This is a genomic window from Mycobacteriales bacterium, assembly GCA_035504215.1.
Lineage (GTDB): Bacteria > Actinomycetota > Actinomycetes > JAFAQI01 > JAFAQI01 > DATAUK01.
Window position 1 is genome coordinate 1 of record DATJSI010000131.1, and the last position, 19,911, is coordinate 19,911.

20 protein-coding genes and 1 pseudogene are annotated in these 19,911 nt (G+C 66.9%); 3 read left to right on the forward strand and 18 right to left on the reverse strand.

Annotated elements, in window-relative coordinates; all coding sequences use genetic code 11:
* Nucleotides 1-105: 105 nt before the first annotated feature.
* Nucleotides 106-491, forward strand: a pseudogene (locus VME70_15235) (transposase).
* 1,174 nt (nt 492-1,665) lie between these two features.
* Nucleotides 1,666-2,784, forward strand: coding sequence for an MFS transporter (locus VME70_15240; protein ID HTW21551.1), 1,119 nt, complete (start codon nt 1,666-1,668; stop codon nt 2,782-2,784).
* 52 nt (nt 2,785-2,836) lie between these two features.
* Here VME70_15240 and VME70_15245 read toward each other — a convergent pair whose 3' ends face one another.
* From VME70_15245 to mftA, 17 genes are all read right to left on the reverse strand, one after another.
* A complete protein-coding gene (locus VME70_15245) occupies nt 2,837-3,598 on the reverse strand; it encodes an SDR family NAD(P)-dependent oxidoreductase (GenBank protein HTW21552.1) in 762 nt (253 codons plus the stop codon).
* Between the two features lie 50 nt (nt 3,599-3,648).
* Nucleotides 3,649-4,479: a mycofactocin-coupled SDR family oxidoreductase gene (locus VME70_15250; protein HTW21553.1), complete on the reverse strand. Its 831-nt coding sequence runs from the start codon at nt 4,477-4,479 to the stop codon at nt 3,649-3,651.
* 200 nt (nt 4,480-4,679) lie between these two features.
* Entirely contained in the window at nt 4,680-5,345 is a 666-nt protein-coding gene (locus tag VME70_15255) for an FCD domain-containing protein (GenBank protein ID HTW21554.1), read from the reverse strand.
* A gap of 103 nt (nt 5,346-5,448) precedes the next feature.
* Nucleotides 5,449-6,264 (reverse strand): hypothetical protein, encoded by an 816-nt coding sequence (locus tag VME70_15260; GenBank protein HTW21555.1) that lies wholly within the window; start codon nt 6,262-6,264, stop codon nt 5,449-5,451.
* A gap of 26 nt (nt 6,265-6,290) precedes the next feature.
* Nucleotides 6,291-7,049 carry an SDR family oxidoreductase gene (locus tag VME70_15265; GenBank protein HTW21556.1) on the reverse strand — a complete coding sequence of 253 codons (759 nt, stop codon included), beginning with the start codon at nt 7,047-7,049 and terminating at the stop codon, nt 6,291-6,293.
* 32 nt (nt 7,050-7,081) lie between these two features.
* Complete coding sequence (locus VME70_15270) at nt 7,082-8,863, reverse strand: cobalamin-dependent protein (protein ID HTW21557.1); 1,782 nt, start codon at nt 8,861-8,863, stop codon at nt 7,082-7,084.
* Between the two features lies 1 nt (nt 8,864).
* Nucleotides 8,865-10,262 (reverse strand): glutamate mutase L, encoded by a 1,398-nt coding sequence (locus VME70_15275; protein HTW21558.1) that lies wholly within the window; start codon nt 10,260-10,262, stop codon nt 8,865-8,867.
* Nucleotides 10,259-10,492 carry a biotin/lipoyl-containing protein gene (locus VME70_15280; protein HTW21559.1) on the reverse strand — a complete coding sequence of 78 codons (234 nt, stop codon included), beginning with the start codon at nt 10,490-10,492 and terminating at the stop codon, nt 10,259-10,261. The genes VME70_15275 and VME70_15280 overlap by 4 nt, the downstream gene beginning before the upstream one ends.
* A 23-nt stretch (nt 10,493-10,515) precedes the next feature.
* On the reverse strand, nt 10,516-11,484 hold the full coding sequence (locus tag VME70_15285; protein HTW21560.1) for a transketolase C-terminal domain-containing protein: 969 nt from the start codon (nt 11,482-11,484) through the stop codon (nt 10,516-10,518).
* Nucleotides 11,481-12,521 carry a thiamine pyrophosphate-dependent dehydrogenase E1 component subunit alpha gene (locus VME70_15290; protein HTW21561.1) on the reverse strand — a complete coding sequence of 347 codons (1,041 nt, stop codon included), beginning with the start codon at nt 12,519-12,521 and terminating at the stop codon, nt 11,481-11,483. The genes VME70_15285 and VME70_15290 overlap by 4 nt, the downstream gene beginning before the upstream one ends.
* A 122-nt stretch (nt 12,522-12,643) precedes the next feature.
* On the reverse strand, nt 12,644-13,831 hold the full coding sequence (gene mftD, locus VME70_15295) for a pre-mycofactocin synthase MftD (protein HTW21562.1): 1,188 nt from the start codon (nt 13,829-13,831) through the stop codon (nt 12,644-12,646).
* 9 nt (nt 13,832-13,840) lie between these two features.
* Nucleotides 13,841-15,259, reverse strand: a complete 1,419-nt coding sequence (gene mftF / locus VME70_15300; protein ID HTW21563.1) for a mycofactocin biosynthesis glycosyltransferase MftF — start codon at nt 15,257-15,259, stop codon at nt 13,841-13,843.
* Nucleotides 15,256-16,065: a mycofactocin-coupled SDR family oxidoreductase gene (locus VME70_15305; protein HTW21564.1), complete on the reverse strand. Its 810-nt coding sequence runs from the start codon at nt 16,063-16,065 to the stop codon at nt 15,256-15,258. The genes mftF and VME70_15305 overlap by 4 nt, the downstream gene beginning before the upstream one ends.
* A complete protein-coding gene (gene mftE / locus VME70_15310; GenBank protein HTW21565.1) occupies nt 16,062-16,769 on the reverse strand; it encodes a mycofactocin biosynthesis peptidyl-dipeptidase MftE in 708 nt (235 codons plus the stop codon). Before mftE ends, VME70_15305 begins: the two co-directional genes overlap by 4 nt.
* 3 nt (nt 16,770-16,772) lie before the next feature.
* The gene (mftC, locus tag VME70_15315; protein HTW21566.1) at nt 16,773-18,017 is read right to left on the reverse strand and encodes a mycofactocin radical SAM maturase; all 1,245 of its coding nucleotides are present in this window, start codon (nt 18,015-18,017) and stop codon (nt 16,773-16,775) included.
* A gap of 2 nt (nt 18,018-18,019) precedes the next feature.
* On the reverse strand, nt 18,020-18,334 hold the full coding sequence (gene mftB, locus VME70_15320; protein HTW21567.1) for a mycofactocin biosynthesis chaperone MftB: 315 nt from the start codon (nt 18,332-18,334) through the stop codon (nt 18,020-18,022).
* A complete protein-coding gene (mftA, locus tag VME70_15325; protein HTW21568.1) occupies nt 18,312-18,440 on the reverse strand; it encodes a mycofactocin precursor MftA in 129 nt (42 codons plus the stop codon). The genes mftB and mftA overlap by 23 nt, the downstream gene beginning before the upstream one ends.
* 115 nt (nt 18,441-18,555) lie before the next feature.
* Between mftA and mftR the strand changes: the two genes are divergently transcribed.
* Nucleotides 18,556-19,173 (forward strand): mycofactocin system transcriptional regulator, encoded by a 618-nt coding sequence (gene mftR, locus VME70_15330; protein HTW21569.1) that lies wholly within the window; start codon nt 18,556-18,558, stop codon nt 19,171-19,173.
* A 28-nt stretch (nt 19,174-19,201) separates the two neighbouring features.
* Here mftR and VME70_15335 read toward each other — a convergent pair.
* A partial coding sequence (locus tag VME70_15335; protein ID HTW21570.1) for a Gfo/Idh/MocA family oxidoreductase occupies nt 19,202-19,911 on the reverse strand: 710 nt, incomplete at its 5' end.

Consider the following 19,911-nt stretch of genomic DNA (forward strand, 5'->3'; position numbering starts at 1 on the left):
CGGTCGAACAGTTCGACGCGATCCTGGAAGGCATACCGGCGAGATACCGGACCATGGTGCTGCTCGAGATCGAGACCGGCCTACGCTGGGGGGAGCTGATCGCGCTCCGGCCGGTCGACATCGACTTCAGCAAGTGGACCAAAGACGGTGCTCACCGAGCTCGGCCCGGTGCCGGTCGACGTGCCACGCGACCGGCAGGGACGTTCGAGCCGAAGATCGTGCGGAAACGGCAGCGGCGGCTGGACCGCATCGATGAGATCGTGCTGTCGCTGACCGCTCGCGGGCTGACCACCGGCGAGATCGGCACGCACTTCGCTGACGTGTATGGCGCCACGGTCAGCAAGGACACGATCAGCCGGATCGCCGACCTGGTGATCGAGGAGATGGCCGAGTGGTGCGCCGGACCGCCCGACGCCGTGTATCCGGTGATCTTCATCGACGCGCTCGTGGTGAAGATCCGCGACGGGCAGGTCACCAACCGACCGATCTACGTGGTGGTCGAAGCCGGCCCTCAACGCGTTCGCGAGCACCTTCGAAGGCAGACTGTTCCCGAGCAACACCCTCTGCCGACATGCCCAGTTACACCGCTAGTCGGACGGACCCGGAAGAGTGTGGTGCCGGAGTACTGCTCTTCGAACCGGCGAGCGAGCTCGTAGAGGTGAGTGCCGAACGCAACAGTGAAGCCGAACGGGCTGAACACGCGGAGCACGTTGGTGGCGATCTCAGCAGCCTCGCGTTCGTTGGGACTGTCGGTGGTCGAGAGCACCGCATCACGGACCACCAGCCGGTACGATGCATTCCACCCGGCGGGGACCACGATCCCGGTGCGGGCAATTTCAACGCGCTGGACAATCCCTTCCACTACGGCTCAGACGCGATGGGCGACCACTACAGCAACAAGCCAGCGGCCGGGTTGCACGTGAGGCATCGACCTGCGGCAGATCCGTGCGCACATGCTCAAATGCGCCGTACGCGACGAGAACTTGCTGTTCGCGTCAAGCACCCGTGGGCCGATCTCACGCAACAACTTTCGGCCCAAATCATGGCTCCCTGCACTGCAGGCCGCCCAGCTCGATCACATCGTCACCTTTCACGGGGCTGCGCGCTGCCCACGCGCGTCGTACTTACTCGCAGGCGGCGCCGTCCTGGCACTAGACCAGGAACGGCTTGGATATCGGCAAATCACCACCACAGCAGTACTCGGGGCTCTTCGCGACGGCGGAGAACGCCCTGGAGGCGCTCCGCAAGGTTCGGGACGCACCGGAAGAATGAGGCTGGGTGGTGCGTCATGAGGTTGGCGGGCAAGCCAACTCTAGCGACACTCGACCGGGATCGAGTGCTCGCTGACGACTGGTCGTTCGTCGGGCCCAGTCGACGAGACCGTGGAGAGCCGTAAGGTCTCCCTTATGTCGAGGACCAAGCCACCGAACCGCGGACTGTCGGAAGCGACTGCCACGGCGGTCGGATTCCTTCTCGCTAGGCCGCGGTCCGAACTTCGCGCGAGCACGATGGGTACTCCCCCACTGCTCCAGTCCGGCACCTTCGACAGCGACACATGCGACACGCGTTTGGCTCCCGAGCGTCGGACTGCCGGTGTTCAGTTCCCATCTGTGTAACCGGGCTTCCGCAACACGCGATAGCAGCGAGCGCCTGCCCGTACTCGCCATGTTCTTCATGCTCGGTGCGATCTCAGCCAGCTGGGCCGCCCGCATCCCGGCAATCCGGGCTCCGCTCCATCTGTCGGACCAAGCCTTGGGTCTGGCCCTCCTCGGCCCAGCGGCCGGTGCCGTGATGGCGATGCCCGCAGCCGGCGCACTGCTTCTCAGACGTGCGCCCCGCACCGTCGTCCTCGGGGCATTATTGCCACTTGGCGCCGTCCTTCCGTTTGTGACGGTGGTTCGCGACGCCCCTCAACTCTTTGCCGTCTTGTTCGGATGGGGGTGCTGCCTTGGACTCATCGACGTGGCGATGAACACTGAGGCGGTCGGTGTGCAGGACCGACTGGGCCAGCGCGTAATGTCAGGTTTTCATGGTTGGTTTAGCCTCGGCGGACTGGCCGGAGCCGCAGTGGGAGCTGGATCCGCCTGGGCCGACGTGTCCGTTCGTGCACAACTGATCTGGGTGAGCGTCGTGGTGATGGCGACTGGGTTGACCGCAGTAGCTCGCTTCGCACCGACAGCCGGCCGAAACCTGCCGGACTCTCTTGGAGGCCGAACCCGAGTGAGGTGGTCGCGCGCTCTCATAGCGTTGGCGGTGATCGCCTTCGCCTCCTTCCTCGCCGAAGGTGCTGCCAACGACTGGAGCGCGGTATACCTGCGCAGCTCACTCGACACTTCCCCGGGCCTCGCTGGCGCCGGATACACATGCTTCGCCCTGACCATGGCCGCCGGACGGCTGTACGGCGATCGTTTAGCCGACCGGTGGGGACCCCGTCTGCTGGTACGCGTCTCAAGCTCCATCGGCGCCGCCGGCTGGGGTGCTGCTCTAGTCGTCCGGTCGCCCGCGGCTGCGTTGGCCGGACTGATGCTCCTCGGCTTCGGGCTGTCCTCCGCCGTACCCAACACCTTCTCGCAAGCGTCCCGCCTGGGCGACGTCGGGCCAGCTCTCGCCGTCGTCACCTTCTGCGGCTACGGCGGAATGCTCGCCGGTCCCGCGGCGATTGGGGCCTTGGCCGGCGCGGTCGGGCTACCCACAGCGCTGGCGATCAATGCGTGCCTCGCTGCGGTCGTCGCTGTGCTCTGCGGCGTCCTGCCGTCAACAGAGGGCCGCATAACGTCTGAGTAGGCCGTCGCGCGACGCCCACCGCCTCGGACGGCAGCCTCGGGGGGCCGCTGATCTACTCCATCACCATTCCGCCAGTGACGTTGATTGCCTGCCCCGTCATCTCACTCGCGTCTTCGGAGGCCAGAAAGGCGACGACACCAGCGACCTTTTGCGGGGTTTGGAAGCGCTGCATCGGGATGCCGGCCATCCACCGTTCCTGGATGCTCGCCTTAGGCTCACCGGTCATCGCCTCCTCCCAGGCGTACTCGCGCTCCATCATGTCGGTCGTAACGATGCCGGGACAGACGCAGTTGATCCGGACGTGTGGGGCAACCTCCAAGGCCACACCCTTGCTGAACACGATCACTGCCGCCTTCGATGCGCAGTAGTGCGTGAACAGCTTGTAGCCGCGCTTGCCCGCCTGTGACGCGGTGTTGACGATTGCGCCGCTCCTGCGTTCGAGCATGTGCCCGAGGACAGCGCGCGTTCCGTTGAACACGCCCTTGGCGTTGGTGTCGACGTTCAGGTCCCAGTCTTCGTCGGTGAGATCAACGGCAGCCCTCATGGTGATCGTTCCAGCGTTATTGCACATCACATCGATCGCGCCGAGCTCCTTGACCGCCTGCGCCACCATCGCGTTGACCTGCACCGACTCGCGAACGTCCGCGACGAAGCTGGGAGCACCCAGCGCGGTAGCCGTCTCCTTCAAACCGGCGTCATCGATGTCCGTGACGAACACGCGGGCACCTTCGGATGCGAAGCGCTCAGCGATCGCCCGACCGATACCACCCGCGGCGCCAGTGACGACCACGCCTTGTCCTTCGAACCGTTGCATGCCGCTCCTTCCGATGTGCCGTACCTCGCGGCCGGACTCGCTGATTACTGCTACTTGGTCACGAACCCGGCGTCCACGGGCAGCGGTACGCCGGTGATGTACTTGCCGGTGTCGGAGACGAGATAGAGGATCGCGTCACTTACCACCCGCGGCGGGATGAAGTCGATCGGAATGATGTTGGTCGCCGCGAAGGATGGCGAGACCTCCGCCCGAGTGGGGTCGGTGAGATCGGGCCGGAAGAGTTCGAAGACTGTGCGGTTGAGCACCATGTCGGTCTCCACACAGGTCGGGTTCACTGTGTTGACTCGGATCCCGTATTCACCCAACTCGTTCGCCATAGTGCGCATCAATCCGGTCAGGCCATGCTTGGCTGCCGAGTACGACGCCGTGTTGGCCATGCCCTTCAGCGACTCGGTCGAACCCGTGATCACGATCGCCCCGCCCTCGTTCTGGGCGATCATCGTCGGCGCGGCAGCCCGCACCGTGTGCCACACTCCGGTGAGGTTGATGTCGATCATCTCTTGCCACGCGTCAAGCTCGATCTCCCAGAACTTGCCGGAGGCGAAGATGCCCGCGTTGGCAAGCACGATGTCGCAGCGTCCGAGTGCGTCCAAACCCTTCGCGAACGCCGCCTGCACCTGGTCGTACTGACGAACATCTGCGACGGATACGACGATGCGTCGGCCGAGCGCCTCGACCAGCCGCACGGTCTCGGCAAGGTCTTCTTCGGTGGCCCCGGTATGACACGACGTGTCGATCTTGCGGCAGATGTCGAAACCGATGATGTCGGCGCCCTCTTCGGCCAAGGTCACCGCGTGCGACCGACCCTGGTTGCGGGCGAGCCCGCTGATGAACGCGACCTTGCCGTCAAGCTTGCCCACTGGGCCTCCTCAGCGTTGCGATTCGACGGTCGGCCTCGCGCGAGCGATGCGGCCATCCGGTGCCGGAGACCACGGAGATCGACCGCCCGGGAGGAAGACTATGGATGACTGACCGTCCGGTCAAGGTCGGCATATTCGCGTCCAGAGCGCCTGGGTGCTCGTTGATACCGCACGTTAGGGTCCTTGCGGGTAACGACCGCCTACACCTGCCGAATAGCCAGTCGGAGTTCGTGCAGCCGCCGATAGCTGTTCACCACATGCTGCTCGGCGACCGCTCTCGCACGATTACCGGCTTGATCGCCGATGGCAGCGAAAATCGCTCCGTGCTCACGGGCCACCTCCGCGATCGGCCGCGGTTCGAGCATCCAGAACAGGTCCCGGCACTCGCGTTGCAACGATGCCTCGGACCTCGTGAGCCGCTCTGACTGCGACGCGATCGCGATGTCGATATGGAAGTTCGTATCTGCTCGGCCCCGCGCAACGTCTGTGGTCGCGTCGGTCAGATCGGTCAGGTGCGAGTGAATCGCGGCGAGCTGGTCGTCGTCGGCGCGATCCGCAGCGAGTAGCGCGGCCATCCCGGCCACTGCACGATGCTCGTCTGCGGCGTCCCGGATCTCGCTGATGCTAAGCGTCTCGAAGCGCCGGCGCGTCAGTTTCTTCGTGCTGCCACCGCGGGAGTGCACAAAACTGCCTCCGGATCGGCCTCGGCGGGTCTCGATCAGCCCTTCGTCGCGTAAGGCGGCGAGGGCCTCCCTGATCGTCTTGGTCGAGACCGCGAGCTCGTTCGCAAGCTCGGACTCGCTCGGAAGAGCGTGGCCATCGGGCGGAAAGCCAAGGAAGATCGCCTCGCGCAGCCGCGCCGTCACCGCGTCGGAGCGACTACCCGTTCGTAGCGGCGTCAGTGCAAACCGCCTAGCCGCCGGGGTTGGAGGCGGATCGCCTGCTACGTCGGCGTCCGAAGTCACGATTTCAACCCTCCGACTCCGCTGGATCAGGAGCGCCCCGCGACGAGGGCCACTCGAGGTCGTCAAGGGTGAAGCGGAGGACCGCCCACGGAACCCCGGCACAGGGCCACATCTCAAGTCCTCTCGTCGCGGTCGGAGGGCGGGACCCGGCGTTCATCCACGCTGCGAACGCGGCCGATCGGAACATGGAGCCGGTCTCGACCGCGGCGCTGGTGGAGAACATGACCCTGCCCTTGGCATTGACCAGAACCTCTGCATAGGGATCGGCTTGCTGGCTGGCAAGCAGGAAGCGTTGCATGTCCTGCAGCCTCACATCGGCAGCCACCGCCCCGACGAAGGCGCCGCTGAGAGAGACCGGTACTCCCCAGGTCAGGATGTACTCGTTGGTTCCGAGGTAGTCGACGTACGGTCCGGCCACGCTCATCTGGCCCGTGGTAGCGGGGACGCGGAACCATTCCTTCTCTGGATAGTCATAGAACGAGTCGCTCGACTCATCGAGATCGACCTCAGCGATCACGGCGGTGCCGGGCGCGGACGCCCACCAGGAGTGGTGGAGGTCGGCGTCGGGAAAGAAGCCGGGCTTGGCGAGGAAGCCCGCCCCGGACACGAGCTTCGAAAGATCCGAGAGCACCTCGACAAACTCGGGTTCGAGGGCCCGAGCCGTCGCCGAGCGTCGGGGCACCGCTTCGGCGAGGCTCTTTGCCGCCACGGAGGCGGCGACCCGGAGGCGGCGTTCGACGAGAGTTCCGACCTGCCCCGCCGCGCGGACGAGGTCCGGGGGCTCCCCGTCCGCGATCTCCTTGGCTGCCGCCTCCACCATCACCCGAGCCTTCCCCGATCGAACGGCTAGATCAATGGCGCGAATCCCGTCTGGCCACCGTCGATGATCAGTGTCGCGCCGCAGAGATAGTCCGGCGCATCCAACCCGAGATATTCGACCAGATTGGCCACCTCGTCGGCCTGGCCGATCCTTCCCATCGGGTTGATCGACGCGAGGGACTTCGGGTCCGCTGACGACACGAAGTCGTCGTTGAGCTCGGTGTGCACCCACCCAGGGGCGACCGCATTGCTCTGAATTCCGGCGCCCGCAAGGTCCACGGTAAGCGAGCGGACCAGGGAATGGATCGCGGCCTTCGCCGCGCAGTAAGGCGCAGTTCCTGGCTCCGAGAGAACGCCGCTGGTCGATCCGATCAGAATGATCCGGCCGCTTCCCCGCTCCTTCATCAACCGCGCGATCGCCGCAGTGGGGTAGACGCAGGAGTCCAGCGTGGTCTGCATGGTGCCCCGCCACGACTGCTCGGTCAGATCCACGAAGTCGACCGCCTCGAACGTCCCTGCGCAGTTGACGAATGCCCGCGGCACCCCGATTGCCGCGACGAGCTCGGCCATGCTCCGGTGCGCCTCTTGCTCGACACCCGCGTCGGCCGCGGCGGCTTCGACCCGTCGCTCGGGAAACTCCTCGGCGAGCACGCGCTGGGCGTCAGCGAGCCGCTCGGGTCTGCGCCCGCTCCGACCGACGTCAAGACCTCTGCCGAGGAACCTGCGTGCTGCGGCATAGCCGATGCCGATTCCGCCGCCGATGATGATCGCTGAGTCGGTCGACATCTCGTCTCCTTCGTGATGGTGCGGTTCATTGCTCAAGGTCGGTGGCGGCGTGACCGCAGGTTCAGCCGGCTTCGGTCGAGTTCGGAGAGGGATTCGACCATTGCGGTGATGGACGCGCACGGCACCGCGCCAGCGGCCGCGAGTGGCGCGGTCACATCTGCGCTCTTCTGGTTCGGCAGGTCCTCGGTCAACCGGCCCCCGATGTAGACGGTCGGATGCAGGCCGCGCTCGACCAGCCGGTCAATCAGGTCGCGGCCGAGTGACAAAGCCATGCCGTTGTAGGTGCTGAGCGCCACGACATCAGCAGCCGACTCTGCGACGGCCGCGGCGATCCGGCCGTTGTCGACACTCGTGCCGAGATTGTGCACATCGCAGCCGAGCTCTTCGAGGACAGCGACCAGGGTGTAGAGCCCGTACTCGTGAATGTCGCCACTTGCGGCGACCACTTTCACGCCGCGAAGATCCGGTGCCTCAGCCATCTGGTTGATCGACCGCAGAACGGTCTCCAGGCTCTCGCTCGCGCGACGCAGGGTGTCCGTGGGGACGACGGGCACCCGGCCTCGAGGATGAGCGGTGTCGGCTTCTCCAGCGCCGAACAACCGCTCGATCTGCTGGGCCCCGAGCCGCCGCGTTGCGATCAGCAACTGCAACGCATCAGAGGTGTCGACGCCCATGACCGCCAGCCCGTCCATCATCCGGGAGAACACCTCGCGCCCCGCGGCGACCAGCCTGTCCCTGAGCGCGTACACCGGACGCCAGTCAATGAGCGGATAGGACTGCCGAGCGCGCCGCTCCGCCTCCCGGCCGATCTCGAGAGACTGAACGATGTCCTCGACGGTCGGGATCCGGTGTGGCTCGGTGAGCGGGGTCGGGTGCACCGACGTACCGGTCGGATGGGCGAGCTGGTTCGCGATCGTGAAGTAGATGTCGGTCGTCACGATTGCGGCGTTCCGGTCGAGTGAGTAATGCGGCTGAAGCGAGTTCGTGTCCCCATGGACGACCGAGGGCGGCACCCTGGAGACATTGATGGCGTCGAGAGCAAGCCCGAACGCCTGCTTGAGGAGAGGATCGGCAAAGGTCGACCCGTAGCTTGGCGCATAGGCGCACCCGACCAGGTCGTCCGCGATGTAACGGTGCAGGAGGCACCATCCGATCGAGGTGGCGGCATCGTGGAAGCTGGCGCAGAACCCGTCGTCGGTATAGGAGTCGAGGACGACACCGTCGTCCTTCTTCTCAGCAATCACGCCCATGGCGACGACAGTTGCCATCATCTGCTCGACGTCCGACACGGCACACGCGTACCCGTAGTTCATCTGCGAGAGGTTGCCGACATAGCCGAACCCTGCGCAGACCGCGGCGAGTGCGTTGTCGACTCCGGCCGGGCTTCCGACCGAGTGATCGTTGAGGATCGGCATGATGTCGAGGTCCTCGGCCGCGCCCTGCCAGTCCTCGGGCGTCCAGAACATGATTCCGGTCTCCTCGATCGCTTCACGGCGCAACTCCGGGGCAAGACCCATCCGCCGATCCGTGGTCAGCGAGACGCGGTCGACGCGCACGTCCAGGCGCTCGGCCGCCGCGAGCACCTCGCGGAGCGCCGCTCGGGTTTCGGGCCACGACTTGAGGCCGAGGTTGATGTAGTAGGTGATCTCCCCCGACGCAATCGTGCGCTCCTTGTAGTAGCGCTCGTTTCGTACCCCGCGGTTCCGGGCGTAGGTCGCCCAGCCGGTGTCGACAGCACGAGCCAAGCGGCGCCCCTGGTCGACCAGGCTGCGGCCGGGCGGTAGCCCGGATGGAACGAGCTCACCCTCGGTCATGTCACCGCCTCTCGTGCAAGCGCACTGCACTGCCAAGCAAAACCTTCGCCGCGTCCCTGGACGTCGTGCTCAACAGCCCGACCGCCCAAAGCACGTAGCCGGTGTCGATGGCGACCCGCGCGCCCGTCTGCGGCACGAGCGCGCCCCGCGCGGCCGCGAGCCGCAGTGCCGCGCGGACCGCAAGCTGCGGTCGGGACATGCCCCGGAAGACACCACCGGTCGCGATGACCAGACCCGACCGACGCAGGTCACGGCCGGTGGGACGCGCCCGATGCCGGCTGGCCGCTACCTCGATCCGCATGCGCCCGCAATGTCTCGACAGGCCGATCGCGGTTGCCAACGTGCCCAGCTGCCGATCGACCAGCCGTCCCGCCGGATCGGCGGGTACGAAGGCCCGGTCGGCCGCCAGCTCGTCGGCCGCGGAACGCAAGACCGTGGCGTGTCGCCCCACCCAGTGGTCCTCCTCGGCGGCCTGAACCAGGGAAAGTGCGCTCTCGCGCATGCCGAGATCGGCCTCGACCGTGCGCAGACCGCCCGCGACGTCATCGGTGTCGGCCTCCGGATGCCGGGCGGGAGAAAGGTAGGAGTGCACATCGGTCGTGGCTCCCCCGACGTCCACCACCAGAGGACTGACGGGACCCGACTCCGCCTCTCCGAGCTCACCGACGAGCTCGGTAGCAGCAAGCACAGCGCCCGGCGTCGGCATCACCACGTGCGCTGCGAGTGCAGCCGCGGATCCCAACCGGCCGGTTCCGATGACGTGCTCGATGAACACCTCGCGGATCGCCGATCTCGCCGGACCGAGGTTCACCACGCCCAACCTAGGGAGCACGTTGGGCACGTAACGAACGACGCCCGCGCCGTCGAGTACCGCTCGGACGAGCGGGTACGTCTGCTGGTTGCCGGCGACGACCACCGGACAGTTGACTCCGAGTGCGCGCAGATGCCCTGCGGCCGCGGGTAGCGCGGCTCCGTCGCCACCGTCGGTCCCCCCTGTTAGCAGCACGATGTCGGGAAGTACCACGTCCATGGTGGAAGGAGTCGTCGCAAGGAAATCGCCCAGGCCGTAGGCGCCGCTGACCCGGCCACCGGCGGTCGCCGCCGCGAGCTGGCCGAGCCGAACGGTCAGGTCCGGCTCGAGGCCGACCACCAGAAGGCGCAGGCCGCCGGCCGCGCTGGACGACGCGAGAACCTGGGTGCCTTGGCGTTCCACCCCGGCCCGGCTCTCCACCGCCGCGCGGACATCGCCGAACCCGCGGTCGAGGTCCGCATGAGCAGTTGGCGTCATGTGGGAAGTGACGGGTCGACCGAACCGATCAACGAGGATCGCCTTGGTATAGGTGCTCCCCACATCAACGAGCAGCGTCGGGTCTTGCAGCGGCTGACGGCATCGAGTCATCCGATGATGGCGAGAACACCGCCGACGGCAACAACGGAATCGATCGGCGCAACGATTTCGAGTACCGCCCCTGATCCCGGCGCTTCGACTTCGGTCTCGACCTTGTCGGTCGAGATTCGCACGATCGGCTGACCCTCGGTGACGGTGTCGCCGAGCGACACCAGCCACTCTTCGATCGTTGCTTCCTGCATCGACACTCCCCACTTCGGCAAGGTGACGTCCACGGTCATCTCCTTCCGGCTCGATCGGCCGATCACGCAACCGCGGCGCGAATTGCGGCCGCGATCTTGTCCGCGGTCAGGGTGACGTGACTCTCCAGGGCGGGTGCGTAGGGAATCGGCACGTCCTCCCATGCCACCCGCACGGGAGCGCTACGCAGATCCATCCAGCATCGGTCGACGACCCTGGTGATGATCTCCGCGGCGGCACCGCACGTCGCCCGAGCCGGATCTGCAACAACGAGTCGGCCGGTTCGGCGCACCGAGCTCTCGATCAGCTCGTCGTCCAGTGGCACAAGGGTTCGGGGATCGATGACCTCGACAGCGACACCCTCGTTGGCCAAGACCTCCGCGGCCTCCAGCGACTGAGGAACCGCGGAGCCAATCGCCACCACCGTCACATCGGTACCGACTCGTCGAATGACCCCCTTGCCGAGGGGCACCCGATGGGGTGGATCGGAAATCTCGCCCTTCGACCCGGCGAGCATCAGATCGAGAAGGAAGACGACCGGATTCGGATCCCGGACGCTCTCGACCAGGAGGGCCCGCGCATCCGCCGGGGTCGAGGGAAAGACGACCTTGACCCCGGACAAGGACATCAGCAGCGGATGCGGGTTCTCCGAATGTTGGGCCGCCGCCGACCCGGACGGCCCAGTGCCGGTGAAGAGGACGAGCGGCAGTTCGACCTGGCCGCCTGACATGTAGCGCAGCCGAGCGGCCTGGTTCGCGACCTGATCAAGGGCGACGTAGAAGAAGCTGGAGAACATCAAGTCCATGACCGGCCGGACACCGCACGCCGCAGCACCGACACAGGCGCCTACGACCGTGGCTTCGGAGATCGGAGAGTTGCGGACTCGGTTCTGCCCGAACCGCTCCACGAGACCTTTCGTGGCCCCGATGGTGCTGAGTTCGACGTCCTCGCCGATCACCATGACGCTCGGATCCTCGGCCATTGCCTCGTTCAGCGCATCCGCGATGGCCCGTGCCATGTACGTCGTCGTCATGCTGCACCGTCGGCGTACAGATCCTCGAGCGCACTCGCGGGCTCTGGGTGCTCGCTTGCGAGGGCGAACGCCACGGCCTCTTCGACCAGCGCACGCTGGTGTTCCTCGATCGCCTCAAGGACCGGCGCGGCTGGCGCCTCGTGGGCGAGAATTCGTTGCCGATGAAGGAGGATCGGATCCCTTTCACGCCAGTGCGCGATCTCCTCGTCGGGACGGTACTTGCCGGAGAAGACCTCTTCTCCTTCGTTATGAGCCGGGATGCGATACGTGACCGCTTCGATCAACGACGGTCCGCCACCCGCTCTCGCCAGCTCGGTCGCGGCGGTCGCCGCCTGGCGCACTGCGTGGACGTCGTTACCGTCCACCGTCGCGCACTCCAAGCCGAACGCCCGACCACGGTCCGCGATCTGCCCGGCCGTAATGTCCTCGGTGCGCATCCATTCCGTGTAGCCGTTGTTTTCGCACAGAAACACGACGGGCAGGCGCCATACCGATGCGAGGTTCATCGCCTCATGCAGGACGCCCTGGTTCGAGGCACCGTCTCCGAAGAAAGCCACCGTTACCGAATCGCGGCCAAAATAGGAGTCCGCGAGCGCCGATCCGGTCGCAATCGGAATGCCGCCGCCCACGATCCCGTTCGCGCCCAGGATGCCGATCGCGTACTCCGCGATGTGCATTGAGCCACCTTTGCCCTTGCAGTAGCCCGTGACTCGACCCATGATCTCGGCCATCATCAGCCGGACGTCAGCACCCTTGGCGATGAGATGACCGTGCCCGCGATGCGTGCTGGTGATCTTGTCGTCCTGCCGGAGCACCGAGTTGGCGCCGACCGCAATCGCCTCCTCGCCGATGTAGAGGTGGACGAATCCGGGAAGCTGACCCTTGGCGAACAGTCGCTTCAGGCTCTCCTCGAACGCGCGGATGCGGCACATGCGCGCGAAGAGCTGAAGATCGAGGCCGTGTTCGTCGGATGCCTCGTAGCTGTCCCCGAAGGCTTCTGCACAAACGGTGCCGGCGCGATGACCCTCAGTTCCCATCGGACTCCCACTCGTGAGACGTGCCGCACAACCCGTGCGGCGACGGAGTCCGCCAATCAGTTCGGCATCCGCCCGCGACCGCGGGTCCAACCGTAAAACCTTACTTAGTACATTTCAAGGGGTCAGAGAGGAGTGCCGATCGGCAGTGCCGAGCGAGCAAATCCGTCCGGGGCCACCACATCCGCCGCTGACAGGTCGTGGACCGATCGGTGCCCCAAGCCGAGCAAGGCCGAGTCGAGGCCGCCGCGCAGGATGTCCAGTATGTTCTCGACGCCAGCCTGGCCGTTCGCCGCCAAGCCCCAGAGCGAGGCTCGCCCGATCATCACGGCACGGGCACCGAGCGCGAGGGCCTTTGCCACATCGCTGCCGCGCCGGATGCCCCCGTCGAGCAACACTTCGAGATCGCCACCGACGGCTCGCGCAACCTCCGGAAGGACACGAATGGTTGCGGGCGTGGTGTCGAGATTGTTGCCGCCGTGGTTCGACACCGAGATCGCAGTCACACCGGCATCGACGGCACGCCGCGCATCGTCGACGCGGGTCACACCCTTGAGCATGAACGGGCCGCCCCACTCGGCACGTAGCCACGCCACGTCTGCCCAGGACGGTGGGGCGGTGTGCATCCACTCCCCATACGCACCGAAGAAGCTCGGTCCCGGCTCACCCGCCGGGACCACGTTCGGGACGGCCAGGGTGGGCAGCCGGCCTCGGCGCGCGAATGAGGCGAACCAGCGCGGCCGGCGAAGCGCCTCCGGTGCATGCCGCAGCATGGCACGAAGGTTCAGGCGCTCCGGGATCTGCGGGCTGCCCCAGTCGCGACCGTGGGAGAACGACCAGTCGAGGGTCACGATCAACCCGGCGGCTCCGGCAGCGCGTGCGCGCTCGATCCGGGCGCTGATCTGATCGCGATTACCGCTCCAGTACATCTGGAACAGCGTCAGCGGGTTCGCCGCAACAACCTCCTCGACCGGCTTGCTCGCAAACGAGCTCAACCCCATCGCCGTGCCGCGAGCCCGGGCCGCTCTCGCTACCGCAACCTCTCCGTCCGGGTGCACCGCTTGAACACCGGTCGGGGAGATGACCACCGGAAGCTCGATCGACATCCCCATCACGTTGGTCGCGAGCCGGCGCTCGGAATGCTGACCCGCCACTCGCGGAAGGAACCCGAGCTCGGCGAAGGCCGCCTCGTTGTCGAACAGCGTCGTACCGCGCTCGGAGCCGGCAATGAGCGCACCGTAGACCGAGGTCGGGAGTCGCTTCTTGGCCCGGCGCTGGGCCTCCGCGACGGATTCGAACCAAACGTCGGTCACGTACGCACCTCAGATCCATCGCGTCGGTCGGCGAAACCTCGGAACCAACGGAGCGAACGTGCGCCGTCGGATGCATCCCCAATACACGCCGGCGCCGTACGAGCATTCGTCGACAACTCGCCCGGAGACGAACCGCGCCCAGCTACAGCGCGGCTGGCTAGCCCGCCAGGCCACCATCGGCGCGCCCACAAGCACGGAAACCCCGGCAATCCTGCGCAGCCAGGGCGAGCGGCTGGCGCTGCGACCGGGCGTAGCGACGACGGCAAGCACTGCGGGCATCGAGAACTGCGCGGCGTAGCGGCTGAAGGACAACCAGGTGGCTGAGATCGCACGGAGCGTGGTTCGACCCGTGCCGAGTTCGGTGAGTCCGGCGCGCGCCAGTATCCGCGAGGTCGAGCCCGCACACGCGATGGTTGCCAGGAGCGCCAGCCTGGGCCGGCGGAGGAAACCGGCCAGTACGACGCAAGCGGGCAGCGGCAGAACGACGATGGGGGCCAAGGCTTCAGGGTGTCGTTGCGACAATGGTGCCGCAGACGTCCCGTAGGCGAACCTGCGCACGGCCCGCTCCCGCCACCCGCCTTCTTCGCGATGGGTGACCACGACGGCGGGCTCATAGCGGACGCGCCAACCCGCACCGACCAGCCGCCACACGAGATCGACATCCTCGCCGTAGCGAAGCTCGGGATCGAAGACGTCGTCGCGCGTGGCAATCGCCGCGAGTGCCGAGCGGCGAACCACCAGTGCGGCGGTGGGGACATAGGAGACCCGGCCGCCCGGGCGAACCAACGCCGGTGCATCCCCCAGATCCAGCACGCCACAGGTCGCTAGATACGAAGCAGCCTTCGCGCCGGCGGGCTGGATACGCGGTGCAACTGCAGCGACAAGCGGATCGGCGAAGTGCCCGGAGAGGCGCTCGATCCAGCCGTCGGACGCCACGCAGTCACTGTCAAGAAACGCGACGAACGGTGAGGTGACGTCGCTCAGGCCCGCGTTGCGGGCAGCTGCAGGGCCACCGTTTCGGTCACGTCGGACCAGCCGAGCCCCATGTCTACCCGCCACCCGTTCGACCGCTCCCGCGTCGACCGACCCGTCGTCCACCACGACGACGTCGCAACGTGGATGCACAGATCGCAAGCAACGGTCCAATCCAGGGGCTCGGTCGCGTACGGGGATGACGACGGTCACACCGGCCTGCGCAGTTGCCGGTCCGGGCAGTGGATGGGCGAACTCCGCGTCGGTAAGTCTGCGGCCCAGCGCCGCTCCCGCAGCAGTGCGGATCGGTCCGCTCATCAACTCCTGCCACGCCGCGCACCCGGCCCGCGACAGTCGCATCATGCGGCGCGGAGAGCCGCCGACCAGACGATCGTCGATCTCGAGGGTCGAGCGGTCGGGCCGCAGCCGGATGCCGGTCGGTAACGGTGTGGTCATAGCGCCAAGCCACCGTCTACAGGGACAACGGCACCCGTCATGCCGCCGCTCTCGTGGCTTGCCAGAAAGGCGACGACCGCGGCGACCTCGACCGGATCGATCAGCCGGCCGATCGGCTGCTGGGCTGCGAACCCCGCGATGTCCGGGAGGTCGTAGAGCCGCGCGCTCTCCTCCAACATCGACGTAGCAGTGGAGCCGGGACTGACGGCGTTGGCGGTGACCCCACTTCCGCCGAGCTCGGCAGCGAGGGCCCGGACGAAGCCCGCCACGCCTGCCTTCGCCGCGCAGTACGCCGCGAGGTTAGACAGCCCACGGGTGGCGGCCGCCGACGCCACGGCCACGAATCGTCCGGCTCGCGGCTCCGGCCGACGCAGCAGCGCCGGCACCGCCGCACGCGCCAGGTTGAGAACGCCCCCGAGGTCGACGTCCAGAACCGCTTGCTGCTGATCGACGGGGAGCTCCCACCCTGGTCGTCCCCCCGCGATGACGGCGGCGCACGCCACCGCGCAGTCGACCCCGCCCCATCGCGACTCGGCATCCGCCACCGCCGCGTCCATCGCCGCCTGGTCCCGAACGTCGCCGACGAAGGGCGCCACGGCGTCCCGCGAGTACGCGACGCGCTGCGCGGTTTCGACCACCGCGTCAAGATCCTCCAAGCTGCCGAGGGCGTACGGCAGGGCCGGGTCGTCGGCAGCGATATCGACGGCAAGCACAGCCCATCCGGCGCCGGCCAGCGCGTGAGTCGTCGCGGCCCCGATCCCACGCGCCGCCCCCGTGACGATCGCCACCCGCGCCTCGCTGCTCACGATCGCTCTTCGCGCCAGCGCACGACCTGATCGACCAGCGCGATCTCGAGCTGATCGAGGAGTGCGCTGCCTTCGTCCGCGGTCGCGCCGACCGGGTCTCCGAGCACGCCGGACTCGCTGACGGCACGGACTCCCGCGGACCGAAGCGTAGGCATCAGTTCAGCCAGGGGGCGCATGTTCCCGGGCACGGCAAGGTTCATCCGGGTCCGGTCGGGATGCAACGCCAGCATTATCGAGGTCTCCGTTCGGCCGGCATGCGCATCGCCTTCACATCGCGGCAAGAAGAGCAGAACATCCCTCGATTCGGCTCGCAGACACGCCACGGCGCGCATCAGGGGCGCCGCGTTACCGCCATGCGCGCACACCAGGAGTACGGCGGGGAAGGTCCGGGATGCCGAGCGCACGAGCTCGACGACGAGATACTCGAGGCACTGCTGCCCGATCGACAGGGTGCCCGGAAAACCCTCGTGCTCGCCGCTCGACCCGTAAGCAATCGCCGGAGCGATGATCACGTCATCACGAACCGCCGCCAGGCGTTCGCACAGGGCACCCGCGATGTCGGTGTCGGTCGACAACGGCAGCTGCGGGCCGTGCTGTTCGGTCGAGCCGACCGGCACGGCGAGGACGGCCCCGCGGGCGCAGCGTTCACCGACCACCGGCCAGGCAAGATCCGCCAGGGAGACGCTCGACCGATCGGCGATCATGGGCTAGCTCGATTCGATGCCGCTGAGCCAGGCCCTAGTCAGCGGGCCTTCGGCGCAGGGTCGCTCCGGGAAGCCGCGGGCCGACGGCGAACGCCCGATCGTGATCGGCACCGGGCCGGCCGCTGCTCGGCCGCGATGAGAGTGGTCAAGCGAGGGCCGCGGCACCGACTCGCTCGGCACGGACGCCAGCGCTTGTTCGCCGTGTCCGCGGACGCACTCGGGGTCCGGCCCGTCAAGCGGCAGACCCGTGAAGTACTTCGCCGCCATACACCCACCACGACAGGAGTCGTAGGCGGAGCACGCGCGACAGGCGCCGCCACTCTGGGGAGCGCGAAGCTTGGCGAAAAGCGGCGAGTCCCGCCAGACCTGCCGGAATCCTCCGGTGCCCCGAACACTGCCCGCTCGAAATGTGTCGTGAATCGCAAACGGGCACGCATAGACGTCGCCGACCGGATCGATCAGACACACCACGCGCCCGGCGCCGCACAGGTTGAGACCCGGCAGGGCTTCGCCGTACCCGGCGAGGTGGAAGAACGAGTCCCCGGTGAGGACGCGGTCGGCATGCAGCAACAGCCAGTCATAGAGCTCCCGTTGCTGGGACGCAGTGGGGTGGAGCTCATCCCAGACCTCGACCCCACGACCGGACGGCCGCAGGCGAGTCAGTCGGAGCTGGGCACCGTAGCGGTCAGCAAGCGCCTCGAACTCGTCAAGCTGCCCGACGTTGTGTCGGGTCACGACCACCGATAGCTTGAAGCCGCTCGCCCCCGCGTGCTGAAGGTGCTCCATCGCCTGGGTGGCGACCGCGAATGACCCCTTACCTCGGACGTGATCATTGATGTCCGCGGTCGCTCCGTCGAGGGAGATCTGGACGTCGACGTAGTCGCTGGCGGCAATCCGCTGCGCCACCGTTGGTGTGATCCTCCGGCCATTGGTCGAGAACTTCACTCCGACGTGATGCGCCGTCGCATAGTCGACGAGTTGCCAGAAGTCAGGCCGGGTGGTGGGTTCACCGCCGCCGATGTTGATGTAGAAGACCTGCATCGCCTCGAGCTCGTCGATGATCGCGCAGCACTCCGCGGTGCTGAGCTCGTTCGGATCGCGCCGACCGGAGCTCGACAGGCAATGAATGCATGACAGATTGCAGGCGTACGTCAGTTCCCAGGTGAGGCAGATCGGTGCATCGAGACCGGCCGCAAACCGGTCGGTCAGCGGCAAGGTACGTGGTACCGGGTCAGCCGAGATCGTCATGCTCACGACTCCGCAAGGATCATGTCTGAGGCGGCCAGGGTCGCGAGTGCTCGCTGGTAACTGGGCAGGTCCGCCGGTGCAACCCCCGCGATGGCGCAGGCCGCTCTTGCGGTCGACGCCCCCTCCAGCGATTGCACGACATCGAGCAGCTTCGGACTCTTGAGAAACGACAGCCGCCGGGTTCCGAAGTGATACAGCAGCGCGCCAAAGCTCTCGGGACGAACGGCGACGCTCGGATGCAGGCGCCACGACCTATCGAGGTCGAACGGTGTCGTGTTCGGCCGGGTGACCGGGCTAATAGACACCGCACATTCCATCGATCGAGACGTCCTCGACGAGCAGGTCTTCGATCACGACCTCCGGCGCCTCGTCGATCGGCTCGGCGGCCGGTTCCGCAAGCGGCGGGTTGACTGTCTGGCTCACGGTGGCCTCCAGGTTCGTGGGCTGCGTTTCGGCACGCTGTGACGAATTCCGCGCACATTATCGTCATCCAGTGCCAGAATCAACCCCGAGCCGGTCGCTCGATGGGGGTGTCGACATGGACCAGTCCGAGCCGACCCTCGCCACGCGGCGAGGGCGCCCACCCGGCACCAGCCCGCGCGACCTCGAGGTCATCGCCCTTCGGTTGTTCAGCCAGCGCGGATTCGACGCGACGACGGTCGAGGACATCGCGTCGGCTGCCGGGGTGAGCCGGCGTACCTTCTTCCGCTACTTCGACTCGAAGGCAGCGGTGCTGTGGCACCAGTTCGACAGCGAGGTTCAGGCGCTGCGTGCCGCCTTCAGTGCCGTGACCCAAGACCTCGACATGATGACCGCGATCCGGCACGTGGTGGTGAGCGTCAACCGCTACCGCGCCGCGGACGTCGCGGAGTTGCGAAGCCGCATGAACCTCATCGGCAGTGTGCCCGCCCTGCAAGCGAGTGCGGCTCCGCACTACGACGCCTGGGAGCGCGCGGTCAGCGAGTTCGCCGCGGGCCGGACCGGTTTGCCCGCCGACTCCTTGTTTCCGTTGGCGATCGGCCGCAGCACGCTCGCGACCTGCCGCGCCGCCTTTGACACCTGGCTGACCAAAGCCGACAGCGACCTCACCGTCTACCTCGACGCCGGCTTGCGGGCTCTCGGCGCCGGTTTTCGGGAGCTGACGCCCGCACTCTGAGCACCGACCCGCTCCACGACGCTGCCGGTTAGCCGGCCGGGGAGATCGAGATGGCGGCGCTGGACCGCAGCCGCTCGATCGTGCGCAAGGTCCGCACGGTCTCGGCCGGAGGCACCTCGGGCGATTTCAGGCCGGCGACCGATGCCGCGAAGTCCTCGGTCTCCAGGTAGTACGCGTCGGCACCCACCGCTTCGATCGAACGCGAGGACCCATCGGGATAGCGAACTTCGATGGTGTGCGGCGCCCGATGGGCATACCAGGGCATCGCCACGTAGGCCTCCCCGGCCGACCCGAGGACGGAGGCACCGACCGACAACGGCGATCGCATCGAGCAATCGAACGTCGCGACGCACCTCGACCGGTACGACATCCATCCGAGAAACCGCTCTTCCACGCCGGAGGACGCCAGCACCTCGAGTCCTGCGACCTCCTCGGGCTCGTCGTCGAGCAGATAATTGGCCAAGCTGACGCAGTAGCTCCCGACGTCAAGCAAGGCCCCTCCGGCCAGCGCCTCGCTGTAGCGGACATCGTTGGCAGGATCGTCGGTCCAGAAGTTGAAGGACGCGCGGATCGTGTGGATCTCCCCGAGCTCTCCCGATGCGACGAGCGCACCCAGCTCCCGCGTCTTGGGGTGGTGCCGGTACATGAAGGCCTCGGCCAACACCCTTCCGCGTTCGCTCGCCAGATCCAACAGCGCCGATGTCTCAGCGGCCTTCGGCGTGAGGGGCTTCTCACACA

Coding starts and splice junctions, on each gene's coding strand:
- VME70_15280 (HTW21559.1), bottom strand. CDS start 10,492: ATGACCGTGGACGTCACCTTGCCGAAGTGGGGAGTGTCGATGCAGGAA.
- VME70_15270 (HTW21557.1), bottom strand. CDS start 8,863: ATGACCGAGGGTGAGCTCGTTCCATCCGGGCTACCGCCCGGCCGCAGC.
- mftB (HTW21567.1), bottom strand. CDS start 18,334: ATGGAATGTGCGGTGTCTATTAGCCCGGTCACCCGGCCGAACACGACA.
- VME70_15285 (HTW21560.1), bottom strand. CDS start 11,484: ATGACGACGACGTACATGGCACGGGCCATCGCGGATGCGCTGAACGAG.
- mftF (HTW21563.1), bottom strand. CDS start 15,259: ATGACCACACCGTTACCGACCGGCATCCGGCTGCGGCCCGACCGCTCG.
- VME70_15245 (HTW21552.1), bottom strand. CDS start 3,598: ATGCAACGGTTCGAAGGACAAGGCGTGGTCGTCACTGGCGCCGCGGGT.
- VME70_15240 (HTW21551.1), top strand. CDS start 1,666: ATGTTCTTCATGCTCGGTGCGATCTCAGCCAGCTGGGCCGCCCGCATC.
- VME70_15265 (HTW21556.1), bottom strand. CDS start 7,049: ATGTCGACCGACTCAGCGATCATCATCGGCGGCGGAATCGGCATCGGC.
- VME70_15290 (HTW21561.1), bottom strand. CDS start 12,521: ATGGGAACTGAGGGTCATCGCGCCGGCACCGTTTGTGCAGAAGCCTTC.
- mftE (HTW21565.1), bottom strand. CDS start 16,769: ATGATCGCCGATCGGTCGAGCGTCTCCCTGGCGGATCTTGCCTGGCCG.
- VME70_15260 (HTW21555.1), bottom strand. CDS start 6,264: ATGGTGGAGGCGGCAGCCAAGGAGATCGCGGACGGGGAGCCCCCGGAC.
- mftR (HTW21569.1), top strand. CDS start 18,556: ATGGACCAGTCCGAGCCGACCCTCGCCACGCGGCGAGGGCGCCCACCC.
- VME70_15275 (HTW21558.1), bottom strand. CDS start 10,262: ATGACTCGATGCCGTCAGCCGCTGCAAGACCCGACGCTGCTCGTTGAT.
- mftC (HTW21566.1), bottom strand. CDS start 18,017: ATGACGATCTCGGCTGACCCGGTACCACGTACCTTGCCGCTGACCGAC.